General features: G+C 55.5%; 12 protein-coding genes. 6 read left to right on the top strand and 6 right to left on the bottom strand.

Translation table 11 applies throughout. From position 1 onward, the window contains the following. Positions 1 to 47 precede the first annotated feature (47 nt). From accC to BFG58_RS12455, 6 genes are all read right to left on the bottom strand, one after another. Complete coding sequence (gene accC, locus BFG58_RS12430; RefSeq protein WP_024906319.1) at positions 48 to 1,397, bottom strand: acetyl-CoA carboxylase biotin carboxylase subunit; 1,350 nt, start codon at positions 1,395 to 1,397, stop codon at positions 48 to 50. Positions 1,398 to 1,407: 10 nt separating this feature from the next. Then, positions 1,408 to 1,872: an acetyl-CoA carboxylase biotin carboxyl carrier protein gene (gene accB, locus BFG58_RS12435; RefSeq protein ID WP_013098992.1), complete on the bottom strand. Its 465-nt coding sequence runs from the start codon at positions 1,870 to 1,872 to the stop codon at positions 1,408 to 1,410. Positions 1,873 to 1,893: 21 nt separating this feature from the next. Then, positions 1,894 to 2,346, bottom strand: coding sequence for a type II 3-dehydroquinate dehydratase (gene aroQ / locus BFG58_RS12440; protein ID WP_024906320.1), 453 nt, complete (start codon positions 2,344 to 2,346; stop codon positions 1,894 to 1,896). A 234-nt stretch (positions 2,347 to 2,580) separates the two neighbouring features. Continuing rightward, positions 2,581 to 3,180: a protein-methionine-sulfoxide reductase heme-binding subunit MsrQ gene (msrQ, locus tag BFG58_RS12445; RefSeq protein ID WP_024906321.1), complete on the bottom strand. Its 600-nt coding sequence runs from the start codon at positions 3,178 to 3,180 to the stop codon at positions 2,581 to 2,583. Next, positions 3,181 to 4,182: a protein-methionine-sulfoxide reductase catalytic subunit MsrP gene (gene msrP / locus BFG58_RS12450; RefSeq protein ID WP_045910138.1), complete on the bottom strand. Its 1,002-nt coding sequence runs from the start codon at positions 4,180 to 4,182 to the stop codon at positions 3,181 to 3,183. 77 nt (positions 4,183 to 4,259) lie between these two features. Beyond that, positions 4,260 to 5,234, bottom strand: coding sequence for an MDR family oxidoreductase (locus tag BFG58_RS12455; protein WP_069719893.1), 975 nt, complete (start codon positions 5,232 to 5,234; stop codon positions 4,260 to 4,262). Between the two features lie 182 nt (positions 5,235 to 5,416). On the opposite strand from BFG58_RS12455, the gene csrD reads away from it, so the two are divergent. The 6 genes from csrD (at position 5,417) to rng (ending at position 12,311) form a co-directional block, all read left to right on the top strand. Then, positions 5,417 to 7,357 carry an RNase E specificity factor CsrD gene (gene csrD, locus BFG58_RS12460; RefSeq protein WP_063622563.1) on the top strand — a complete coding sequence of 647 codons (1,941 nt, stop codon included), beginning with the start codon at positions 5,417 to 5,419 and terminating at the stop codon, positions 7,355 to 7,357. 281 nt (positions 7,358 to 7,638) lie between these two features. Further along, a complete protein-coding gene (mreB, locus tag BFG58_RS12465; protein WP_000913396.1) occupies positions 7,639 to 8,682 on the top strand; it encodes a rod shape-determining protein MreB in 1,044 nt (347 codons plus the stop codon). Between the two features lie 62 nt (positions 8,683 to 8,744). Continuing rightward, positions 8,745 to 9,761: a rod shape-determining protein MreC gene (mreC, locus tag BFG58_RS12470; RefSeq protein ID WP_032650442.1), complete on the top strand. Its 1,017-nt coding sequence runs from the start codon at positions 8,745 to 8,747 to the stop codon at positions 9,759 to 9,761. After that, entirely contained in the window at positions 9,761 to 10,249 is a 489-nt protein-coding gene (gene mreD, locus BFG58_RS12475) for a rod shape-determining protein MreD (protein ID WP_023309399.1), read from the top strand. Before mreC ends, mreD begins: the two co-directional genes overlap by 1 nt. A 9-nt stretch (positions 10,250 to 10,258) precedes the next feature. Next, on the top strand, positions 10,259 to 10,852 hold the full coding sequence (locus BFG58_RS12480; protein WP_045910135.1) for a nucleoside triphosphate pyrophosphatase: 594 nt from the start codon (positions 10,259 to 10,261) through the stop codon (positions 10,850 to 10,852). Beyond that, positions 10,842 to 12,311, top strand: coding sequence for a ribonuclease G (gene rng, locus BFG58_RS12485; RefSeq protein WP_008502847.1), 1,470 nt, complete (start codon positions 10,842 to 10,844; stop codon positions 12,309 to 12,311). The genes BFG58_RS12480 and rng overlap by 11 nt, the downstream gene beginning before the upstream one ends. Positions 12,312 to 12,334 lie beyond the last annotated feature (23 nt).

Here is a 12,334-nt window from a genome sequence, read left to right on the forward strand (position 1 = left end):
GAAATAAAAAAGGCCGGATAATCCGGCCTTTTCGTGCGCGCGCAGTCTTACTTCTCGTTAAGACCGAGTTTCTTCTCGAGATAGTGGATGTTGGTTCCACCATTCTGGAAGTGCTCGTCGCTCATGATACGCATCTGCAGATCAACGTTGGTTTTGATACCGTCGATGATCAGCTCCTGCAGGGCGTTCTTCATGCGGGCAATTGCCACGTCACGGTTTTCGCCGTAGCAGATGAGCTTGCCGATCATTGAGTCATAGTACGGCGGTACGGTGTAACCGGCGTAGATATGAGACTCCCAACGCACACCAAAACCACCCGGCGCGTGGAAACGCGTGATTTTACCCGGGCTTGGCAGGAAGGTGTTCGGGTCTTCGGCGTTGATACGACACTCGATCGCATGGCCTTTCACCACAACTTCTTCCTGCTTGATGGAGAGCGGCTGGCCTGCAGCGATACGCAGCTGTTCTTTGATCAGGTCAACGCCGGTGATCATTTCGGTAACCGGGTGTTCAACCTGAATACGGGTATTCATTTCGATGAAATAGAACTCGCCGTTTTCGAACAGGAACTCAAAGGTACCCGCCCCGCGATAGCCGATATCGACACACGCTTTGGCGCAACGCTCGCCGATGTAGCGACGCAGTTCCGGGGTAATACCCGGTGCTGGCGCTTCTTCGACCACTTTCTGGTGACGACGCTGCATGGAGCAGTCACGCTCTGCCAGATAGATCGCGTTACCCTGACCGTCAGCCAGCACCTGAATTTCGATGTGGCGTGGGTTTTCCAGGTATTTTTCCATGTATACCATGTCATTGCTGAAAGCGGCTTTCGCTTCAGCTTTGGTCATGGAGATGGACTGCGCCAGGTCGGCATCGCTACGCACAACGCGCATACCGCGACCGCCGCCGCCGCCGGACGCCTTGATGATAACCGGGTAGCCAATGCGTTTAGCATGAGCACGGTTAGCATCCATGTCGTCGGTCAGAGGGCCGTCAGAGCCTGGTACGGTTGGCACACCGGCTTTTTTCATCGCGGTGATTGCAGACACTTTGTCGCCCATCAGGCGGATGGTGTCGGCTTTCGGACCGATGAAGATGAAGCCAGAGCGTTCAACCTGCTCAGCAAAGTTGGCGTTCTCAGAGAGGAAGCCGTAACCCGGATGAATTGCCACCGCGCCGGTGATTTCAGCGGCGCTGATGATAGCCGGGATGTTCAGATAGCTTTTTACGGACGGAGCCGGGCCAATACAGACCGTCTCATCCGCCAGCAATACGTGTTTTAAATCGCGATCCGCGCTTGAGTGCACCGCGACGGTCTTGATGCCCAGTTCTTTACAGGCACGAAGAATACGCAGAGCAATCTCGCCGCGGTTGGCGATAACAATTTTATCCAGCATGTTCGCCTCGTTACTCGATGACGACCAGCGGCTCGTCAAATTCAACCGGCTGACCACTTTCGACCAGAATCGCTTTCACAGTACCTGATTTGTCTGCTTCGATCTGGTTCATCATTTTCATCGCTTCAACGATGCACAGGGTATCGCCTACGTTGACTTTCTGACCCACTTCGATGAACGCCTTCGCGTCCGGGCTCGGGGTGCGGTAGAAAGTACCAACCATTGGGGAACGTACGATGTGACCACTGATTTCTGCTGCAGCGGCAGGTGCGGCTTCAGTTGCTGCTGGCGCAACGGCTGCGGAGAGCGCAGGCTGCTGCACTGGCGCAGCATAAGCCTGCTGCATTACCGGGAAGCTAGCGGCTGGGGCTGCACGGCTGATGCGTACAGACTCTTCGCCTTCAGAAATTTCCAGTTCGGAGATGCCTGATTCTTCAACCAGCTCGATCAGTTTTTTAATCTTACGAATATCCATGAGTGGGTTCCGTACTCTTGTTTAGTGTGATTGTGACAAGCGTTTTACCGCTGTCTGTAAAGCGTATGAATAGCCGTCAGCGCCCAGTCCACAGATAACGCCAGCAGCGATATCTGACAGATACGAATGGTGGCGGAACGGCTCTCGGGCGTGCACGTTACTCAGGTGGATCTCGATAAACGGGATACTCACCGCGAGCAGTGCGTCGCGGATAGCAACACTGGTGTGCGTAAACGCGGCCGGATTGATCAGGATATAGTCCACATTGTCTTTAGCCTGATGAATACGGTCGATGATTGCGTACTCCGCATTCGACTGAAAATGATCCAAATCCACATTCAGTGACGCTGCTTCCGTTCCCAGACGGTTAACAATTTCACTCAATGTCAGCGTGCCGTACTTCTCTGGCTCACGGGTTCCGAGCATGTTCAGGTTCGGTCCGTTCAAAACTAAGATATGGAACTTATCAGTCATTATGCCGCTATCTCCTGCGATTTTCGGGTAAAAAACAAAATATACCTTCGAAACGCAAATGTCACCTTTTCAGAGGCTTAAAACCGCTGTCAGGCGAACCAAGGTCGCACATTATAACGATTTCATAGCATTTAGCAGCTAAATACTGGTCTTATCAGGGAAGATTATCAACCGCTATCCGAAAAAGATTTGCGGTTGACGGGGAATATGCGGGAAAACGCACAGTTTCGCGCACTATCGCAACCACTGGCGGAACTTCTTGTAACGCCATGCTAAAAGCGCCACGGCGGCCAGTGCGTACAGGACCGGCTGCGGGGAGAGGATCTTCACCGACCACAGGTAATGAATGGGAGCGAGGATCGCGACAAGATAGACGAAGTTGTGCAGCAGCTGCCAGCGCCTGCCCAGTTTTCGCTGTGCATATTGCGTGGAGGTCAGCGCTAACGCCAGTAAAATCACCCAGCTCACAATACCCAGCGTCAGATAAGGGCGTGTCACCAGTTCGCGGCCAAGCAGTGCCAGATTGTTAATTCCCAGCTCCAGCAGGGCATAGCTGGTGAGATGCAGCGTCGCCCAGGCAAAACACCATAGCCCTAACAGCCGACGGGTGCGTATCAACAGTGGCTGTTTAGCGTAGCGCGCCAGCGGCGAGACGAGCAAGGTGGCCAGCAAAAATTTCAGAGCCATCCGACCGGTAAAATGCTGGATATCCTTGGCCGGGTCGGCGCTAAAGAGCCCCTGGCTGGCGGCCCAGAACAGCCATATAAAAGGAAGCAGCCCGGCCAGATGCAGAAGCACTTTCAGCCAGGTAATCTGTTTTGCCGTTAAACGCACTCAGAAGTTCTCCCGTAAATTGAGGCCACGGTACAGCGAGGCCACTTCATCCGCATAACCGTTAAACAGCAGCGTGGGCTGACGCTTCACGTCCAGCGCACCGCCGGAACCGATAAACCGCTCGGTCGCCTGCGACCAGCGCGGGTGATCCACATGCGGGTTCACGTTGGCGAAGAAACCGTATTCGTCCGGGGCCGCCAGATTCCAGGTGGTAGGCGGGCGCTCGCGGGTGAGCTTAATGCTGACGATGGACTTAATTCCTTTGAAACCGTATTTCCACGGTACGGTTAAACGAATGGGGGCACCGTTCTGCGGCGGAAGCGCCTTGCCGTACACGCCGACGGTCAGCAGGGTAAGCGGGTGCATCGCCTCATCGAGGCGTAACCCTTCCACATACGGATACTCAAGCCCGCCGCCAATAAACCGGTCTTTTTGTCCAGGCATCTCGTCCGGCGCATAGCGCGTCTGGAAGGCGACATATTTTGCGTTGCTGGTGGGCTCAACCATCGCCAGTAATTTATGCAGCGGGAAGCCAATCCAGGGCACCACCATCGACCAGGCTTCCACACAGCGCATACGGTAGATACGCTCTTCGAGCGGGAAACGGGTGGTCAGATCGTGATGATCCAGCGTCAGAGGTTTCGCCACTTCGCCATCAATCTTCAGCGTCCACGGATCGGTTTTGAGGCTACCGGCGTTGGCGGCAGGATCGGCCTTGTCGAGACCAAATTCGTAGAAGTTGTTGTAGCCGGTGACTTTATCTTCTGGCGTAAGCGCGAGTTTGTTCTGCCATTGGGCGGGTTTCGTAAAGGTGAGCGGGGCGCCGGAAGGGGCCTTCGGCCGATCGTTGCCTTTAAACCAGTCGAGCAGGTCGGCGTGTGCTGCCGGCGAGAGCGAGAGCGCGGTGGCGCTGATGCCAAGCATTTTCAGGATCTGGCGGCGCTGTAACATAAAGACAGACTCAGACGTTACGTCGGCTTCCGTCAGTTTTCGGTTTTTCATGGCATCCTCCGTCATGCGTTTTCCTAAGCATGACGGAGGAGAGGGATTCGCGCGAATATGTCACGAAAATTTGAAGATTAGGCGATTTTCACCAGCGCGCGACCGTGGAACTGGTTGTCCATGATCTTACTGGCATAGTCCGGTGCCTGGCTGAGCGTAATCTCCGTGGCGCTCCGGGTGTAGAAGGATTCCGGCAGGTCGCGTACCAGACGTTCCCATGCCTGCGCACGGCGAGCCGCTGGGGTCATCACGGAATCCACACCCTGCAGGCGGACGTTACGCAAAATAAATGGCATCACGGTGGTGGGCAGGGCAAATCCGCCCGCCAGTCCGCAGGCAGCCACGCAGCCGCCGTAGTTCATCTGCGCCAGGACTTTTGCCAGCACCTTATCACCGACGGTATCTACCGCGCCTGCCCAGACCTGTTTTTCCAGCGGACGGGGTTCAGCGAATTCGTCACGGCTGAGAATGCGGTTTGCACCGAGCTGGCGCAGGTAATCGTGGGTGCTTTCACGACCGGAAACCGCCGCGACCTGATAGCCCAGTTTATGCAGTAGCGTCACTGCCGTGCTCCCCACGCCCCCGCTGGCACCGGTGACGACAATTTCGCCCGATTCAGGGCGGATGCCCGCCTCTTCCAGCGCCATCACGCACAGCATCGCGGTAAAGCCTGCCGTGCCGACGATCATCGCTTTGCGGCCATCCATGCCTTTCGGCATCGGTACCAGCCAGTCGCCCTTCACGCGCGCCTGCGTGGCCAGCCCGCCCCAGTGATTTTCACCTACGCCCCAGCCGGTGAGCAGCACCTGCTGGCCCGGGTGGAAGCGCGGATCCTCGCTGGTATGAACCCGGCCCGCAAAATCAATACCTGGCACCATAGGGAAATTTCGGATGATTTTACCCTTACCGGTAATCGCCAGCGCATCTTTATAATTTAAACTGGACCAGTCGATGTCGACGGTTACTTCGCCTTCCGGCAGGCGACTCTCTTCTACCGCCTGCACTGAGGCAAGCGTTTTGCCGTCCTGCTGTTCTAAGATCAAAGCCTGCATACGGGGTCCTCTCGACTCATATGATTGGAAAATAATTTCTGAAGACTATACTCGCTCAGGGAAACGCAGTGCCGATTTAACGCAATAAATTGCCAGATACACCCGATTTGGTAGTATGCCGCATTCGAAATGCAAGTTAGCGCTTACTCGCTACCCCATCAACCCACGGAGTAATCTCAAGGATGCGATTAACGACGAAGTTCTCAGCTTTTATCACCTTGCTGACGGGGCTTACCATTTTTGTCACCCTTCTGGGCTGCTCTCTGAGCTTTTACAACGCCATTCAGGACAAACTGGTCAACCGGGTGCAGTCCGTCGCGTCGGTGATTGATACGCGTCTGCTGACGACGCCGCTACCGGCGCTCACCCGTGAACTCGATGAGTTGATGGTACCTGTTGATATTGTTCAAATCGACATTCAGCAGGGAAAGCATCGTGTGTTAAGCCATGAACGGCCGGGAGGTTATCGGCCTGCGGGCGTGGTGAGTCAGTACCGGGAAGTGACGGTGCATTCCCTGAAAAATCCGGGGATGACCATCCACATGGTCTACCTCGATCCGATGGCCAGCTATTTCCGTTCCATGATGACCACCGCGCCGCTCACCGTGGCGGTGGCGTTTATCGTCCTGCTGATCTTTCTCGCGGTCCGCTGGCTGCGCCGCCAGCTCTCCGGACAGGAGCTGCTGGAGATGCGCTCCGTGCGGATCCTTAACGGTGAGCGCGGCCCGCAGGTGCGAGGTTCCGTCCACGAATGGCCGTCACGCGCCAGCAGTGCGCTGGATACGCTGCTCTCGGAAATCCAGTTTGCCAGCGACCAGCGCAGCCGTATGGATTCGCTGATCCGCTCCTATGCCGCCCAGGATAATAAAACTGGCCTGAACAACCGCCTTTTCTTTGATAATCAGCTCGCCACGCTGCTCGACGATTCGGAAAAAGTGGGGACGCACGGGGTGGTGATGATGATTCGCCTGCCTGACTTTGATCTCCTGCGCGATACCTGGGGACAGCGGGCCGCGGAAGAAAATCTCTTTACGCTGATCAACCTGCTCTCCACCTTTATTATGCGCTACCCGGGTGCGCTGCTGGCCCGCTATCACCGCAGCGACTTTGCCGTGTTGCTGCCGCACCGAACGCTGAAAGAGTCGGAAAGCATCGCCAGCCAGCTGCTGAAGGCGGTGGATGCGCTGCCGCAGAGCAAAATGCTCGACAGGGACGATATGGTCCACATGGGGATCTGCGCCTGGCGTGGCGGGCAATCGACAGAACAGGTGATGGAACATGCGGAAGCGGCCACCCGCAACGCCGTGTTGCAGGGCGCGAACGGATGGGCGGTTTATGATGACTCCCTGCCGGAAAAAGGGCGCGGTAACGTGCGCTGGCGAACGCTGATTGAGCAAATGCTGAGCCGCGGCGGACCGCGTATTTATCAAAAACCCGCGGTCATGAAAAACGGCAACGTTCACCACCGTGAACTGATGTGCCGTATTTTTGACGGTACGGAAGAGGTTATCTCGGCGGAATATCTGCCGATGGTCCTGCAATTTGGTCTGTCCGAGGAGTATGACCGCCAGCAAATTACCCGGTTAATTCCGTTTTTATCTTTCTGGCCGGAAGAGAGCCTGGCGCTGCAGGTCACCGTGGAGTCGTTAATACGCCCACGTTTTCAGCGCTGGCTACGTGATACATTAATGCAATGCGAAAAATCGCAACGCAAACACATTATTTTTGAACTTGCTGAGGCCGATGTAGGTCAACACATCAGCCGGTTACGTCCGGTGGTACGTTTGATCAATGCGCTCGGTGCGCGTGTCGCGGTGACGCAGGCAGGTTTAACGCTGGTCAGTACCGACTGGATTAAGGCGCTGGATGTGGAGTTATTAAAGCTACATCCAGGGCTGGTAAGGAATATTGAGAAGCGTACGGAAAACCAGCTGCTGGTACAGAGTCTGGTAGAAGCATGCAAGGGAACGCGAACACAAGTATTTGCTACGGGCGTGCGCTCCAGAGGGGAATGGCAGATGTTAACAGAGCGCGGTGTCATGGGTGGTCAGGGGGATTTTTTTGCTGCCTCTCAACCGCTTGACACCAACGTGAAAAAATATTTGCAAAGATACTCTGTTTGACCTGCCGTTTACGCTGTTTTCACGTAGAATATCGCGCCTGTAGCTTTGAGTATGTCGAGCAAAAAGCCAGTGAACGACCTTAACGGGTTACAAACGTCAGTGGGGAACGCTACTGTTTACTCAGCCCTGAGGGAGTCAGGGGATGATTTTGTAACATCAGGAAACGTACTGCACAAATTTTCACCGTTGCAGATGATTTTTGCGCCTTGTCGCTGCTGCGTGTGGTTGGTAAAGTAAGCGGATTTTGTTTTCCGCCCCAGCTTTCAGGATTATCCCTTAGTATGTTGAAAAAATTTCGTGGCATGTTTTCCAATGACCTGTCCATTGACCTGGGTACTGCGAATACCCTTATTTATGTAAAAGGACAAGGCATCGTATTGAATGAGCCTTCCGTTGTGGCCATTCGTCAGGATCGTGCAGGCTCGCCGAAAAGCGTGGCCGCTGTGGGTCATGACGCGAAGCAGATGCTGGGTCGTACCCCTGGCAACATCGCCGCTATTCGCCCAATGAAAGACGGCGTTATCGCCGACTTCTTCGTGACTGAAAAAATGCTTCAGCACTTCATCAAGCAGGTTCACAGCAACAGCTTCATGCGTCCAAGCCCGCGTGTTCTGGTGTGTGTGCCGGTTGGCGCAACCCAGGTAGAGCGTCGCGCAATTCGTGAATCTGCCCAGGGTGCTGGTGCGCGTGAAGTGTTCCTGATTGAAGAGCCAATGGCGGCGGCAATCGGTGCAGGTCTGCCTGTGTCTGAAGCGACCGGTTCCATGGTGGTGGATATCGGTGGTGGTACCACTGAAGTGGCCGTTATCTCTCTGAATGGCGTGGTGTACTCCTCTTCCGTACGTATCGGTGGTGACCGCTTCGACGAAGCCATCATTAATTATGTACGCCGTAACTACGGCTCTCTGATCGGTGAAGCCACCGCAGAGCGTATCAAACACGAAATCGGCTCTGCGTATCCGGGCGATGAAGTGCGTGAGATCGAAGTACGTGGCCGTAACCTGGCTGAAGGTGTGCCACGCGGTTTCACCCTGAACTCCAACGAAATTCTGGAAGCACTGCAGGAACCACTGACGGGTATCGTGAGCGCGGTAATGGTCGCGCTGGAACAGTGCCCACCAGAGCTGGCGTCCGATATCTCCGAGCGCGGTATGGTTCTGACCGGTGGTGGTGCGCTGCTGCGTAACCTCGACCGCCTGTTAATGGAAGAGACAGGTATTCCTGTCGTAGTTGCAGAAGATCCACTGACTTGCGTCGCCCGTGGTGGTGGCAAGGCGCTGGAAATGATCGACATGCACGGCGGCGATTTGTTCAGCGAAGAGTAGTCGAGTTTGAGAGGGTAGCAATTTGCTACCCTTTCTCTCTGACGCGAGAATACGCATAGCCTATGAAGCCAATTTTTAGCCGTGGCCCATCGCTACAGTTTCGCCTCATTCTGGCGGTTCTGGTTGCGCTTGGGGTCATTATTGCCGATAGCCGCCTCGGTACGTTCAGCCAGATCCGAACGTACATGGATACCGCCGTCAGTCCTTTCTACTTTATATCCAATGGTCCCCGTGAACTGCTCGACTCCGTTTCTCAAACGCTGTCTTCACGTGACCAACTCGAACTCGAAAACCGGGCATTACGTCAGGAACTGTTGCTGAAAAACAGCGAACTGCTAATGCTGGGGCAATACAAGCAGGAAAATGCGCGTCTGCGTGAACTGCTCGGCTCGCCGCTGCGTCAGGATGAGCAGAAAATGGTCACTCAGGTGATCTCCACCGTGAACGACCCTTACAGCGATCAGGTTGTGATCGACAAAGGGAGCGTGAACGGGGTGTATGAAGGTCAGCCTGTTATCAGTGATAAAGGCGTCGTGGGCCAGGTGGTTGCCGTGGCCAAACTGACCAGCCGCGTGCTGCTGATTTGTGATGCCACGCATGCGCTGCCGATCCAGGTGCTGCGCAACGACATCCGCGTGATTGCGGCCGGGAACGGCTGTACGGATGACCTGCAGCTGGAACACCTGCCGGCCAACACGGATATCCGCGTGGGCGACGTGCTGGTGACCTCCGGTCTGGGTGGCCGCTTCCCTGAAGGCTATCCGGTTGCGGTGGTCTCTTCGGTGAAGCTGGATACGCAGCGTGCCTATACCGTGATTCAGGCGCGTCCAACCGCCGGTTTGCAGCGTCTGCGCTATCTGCTGCTGCTGTGGGGCGCCGATCGTAACGGGGCTAACCCGATGACGCCTGAAGAGGTGCATCGTGTGGCAAATGAACGTCTGATGCAGATGATGCCGCAGGTTCTCCCGCCTGCGGATTCCATGGGGCCGCCTGCGCCAGTCCCGGCGCCGGCAACCGGGTTAACGCAGCCGCTGCCGGATGCGCCGCCACCGCCTAAACTCTCTTCGGGAGGGCAGTAGTGGCAAGCTATCGTAGCCAGGGACGCTGGGTCATCTGGCTCTCGTTTCTCATTGCACTGTTGCTGCAAGTGATGCCCTGGCCGGATGACATTCTCGTTTTCCGGCCAAACTGGGTATTGCTCATTTTGCTCTACTGGATCCTTGCCCTGCCGCATCGCGTAAATGTCGGCACAGGTTTTGTGATGGGTGCCATACTGGATCTCATTAGCGGCTCAACGCTTGGCGTACGCGCCTTGTCCATGAGCATTATTGCGTACCTCGTCGCACTCAAATTCCAGCTCTTCCGTAACCTTGCGCTCTGGCAACAGGCCCTGGTTGTGATGTTGTTGTCGCTCGCTGCGGATATCGTTGTTTTCTGGGCAGAGTTTTTAGTGATCAACGTCTCTTTCCGACCGGAAGTGTTCTGGAGTAGTGTAGTAAACGGTGTGCTCTGGCCATGGCTGTTCCTGCTGATGCGTAAGGTTCGCCAGCAGTTTGCTGTGCAATAAAAGGTTTCTATGACGTCTTTGTATCTCGCTTCCGGCTCCCCGCGCCGTCAGGAACTCCTGACGCAGCTAGGGGTCTCTTTTGAACGCATCGTGACCGGCATTGAAGAAAAACGTGCTGAGGGTGAAAGTGCTCAACAGTACGTGTCACGTCTGGCGCGGGAGAAAGCGCAGGCGGGCGTGGCCAGTGTGCCACGCGATCTCCCTGTGCTGGGGGCAGATACCATCGTTATCCTGAACGGTGAAGTGCTGGAGAAACCGCACGACGCCGATCATGCAGCGCGCATGCTGCGCAAGCTGTCCGGACAAACGCATCAGGTGATGACGGCCGTCGCGCTGGCCGATCGCCAGCACGTGCTGGACTGCCTGGTGGTGACGGAAGTGACCTTCAGAGTACTTACCGACGACGACATCGCCGCTTATATTGCCAGCGGTGAACCGATGGATAAAGCAGGTGCATACGGTATTCAGGGGCTGGGTGGCTGTTTTGTCAGGAAGATTCATGGCAGCTATCACGCCGTAGTCGGCTTACCGCTGGTGGAAACGTATGAGTTGCTGAGCAATTTTAACTCACTGCGTGAGGGAAGGGATAATTATGACGGCTGAATTGTTGGTAAACGTAACGCCATCGGAAACCCGTGTGGCCTATATTGATGGTGGCATTCTTCAGGAAATTCATATTGAGCGTGAAGCGCGGCGCGGAATAGTAGGCAATATCTACAAAGGTCGTGTCAGTCGTGTACTACCGGGTATGCAGGCGGCTTTTGTAGATATTGGACTCGATAAGGCGGCATTTTTACATGCCTCCGATATCATGCCGCACACCGAGTGCGTCGCGGGCGAAGAGCAAAAGCAGTTTGCCGTGCGCGACATTTCTGAACTGGTGCGTCAGGGACAGGATCTGATGGTGCAGGTGGTGAAAGATCCCCTCGGCACCAAAGGCGCCCGTCTGACCACCGATATCACCTTACCTTCCCGCTATCTGGTCTTTATGCCCGGCGCGTCGCATGTGGGCGTCTCACAGCGTATTGAGAGCGAAAGCGAGCGCGAGCGTCTGAAAAAAGTGGTCAGCGCCTACTGCGATGAACAGGGCGGATTTATCATCCGTACCGCCGCGGAGGGGATCAGCGAGGAAGACCTGGCGTCGGATGCGGCTTACCTGAAGCGCGTCTGGACAAAAGTGATGGAGCGTAAAAAACGCAACCAGACCCGCTATCAGCTCTATGGTGAGCTGGCGCTGGCGCAGCGCGTTCTGCGTGACTTTGCCGACGCGCAGCTCGACCGCATCCGCGTGGACTCTCGCCTGACGTATGAAGCGTTGCTGGAGTTTACCGCCGAATATATCCCGGAGATGCCAGGCCTGCTGGAGCACTACACCGGGCGTCAGCCGATCTTCGATCTCTATGATGTCGAAAACGAGATCCAGCGTGCCCTTGAGCGTAAGGTTGAGCTGAAGTCCGGCGGCTATCTGATCATCGATCAGACCGAAGCGATGACCACCGTCGATATCAACACCGGTGCGTTCGTCGGCCATCGCAACCTGGATGACACCATTTTCAACACCAACATCGAAGCCACGCAGGCGATTGCGCGCCAGCTTCGTCTGCGCAATCTGGGCGGCATTATCATCATCGACTTCATCGATATGAGTAATGAAGACCATCGTCGCCGCGTGCTGCACTCGCTTGAGCAGGCCCTGAGTAAAGATCGTGTGAAAACCAGCATCAACGGCTTCTCACAGTTGGGGCTGGTGGAAATGACGCGTAAGCGTACCCGCGAGAGCGTGGAGCATGTGCTGTGTAATGAATGCCCAACCTGCCATGGACGCGGAACGGTAAAGACGGTTGAGACCGTCTGTTACGAGATCATGCGTGAAATTGTGCGTGTGCATCATGCCTACGACTCCGACCGTTTTCTGGTCTATGCTTCCCCTGCGGTGGCTGAAGCGCTGAAAGGCGAAGAGTCACACGCGCTGGCGGAAGTGGAAATCTTTGTCGGCAAACAGGTAAAAGTACAAATTGAACCGCTCTATAACCAGGAGCAGTTTGACGTCGTGATGATGTAAGCGCAGTACGCTGCGTGACGAAT

Source organism: Enterobacter sp. ku-bf2 (genome assembly GCF_001742765.1).
Lineage (GTDB): Bacteria > Pseudomonadota > Gammaproteobacteria > Enterobacterales > Enterobacteriaceae > Enterobacter > Enterobacter quasiroggenkampii.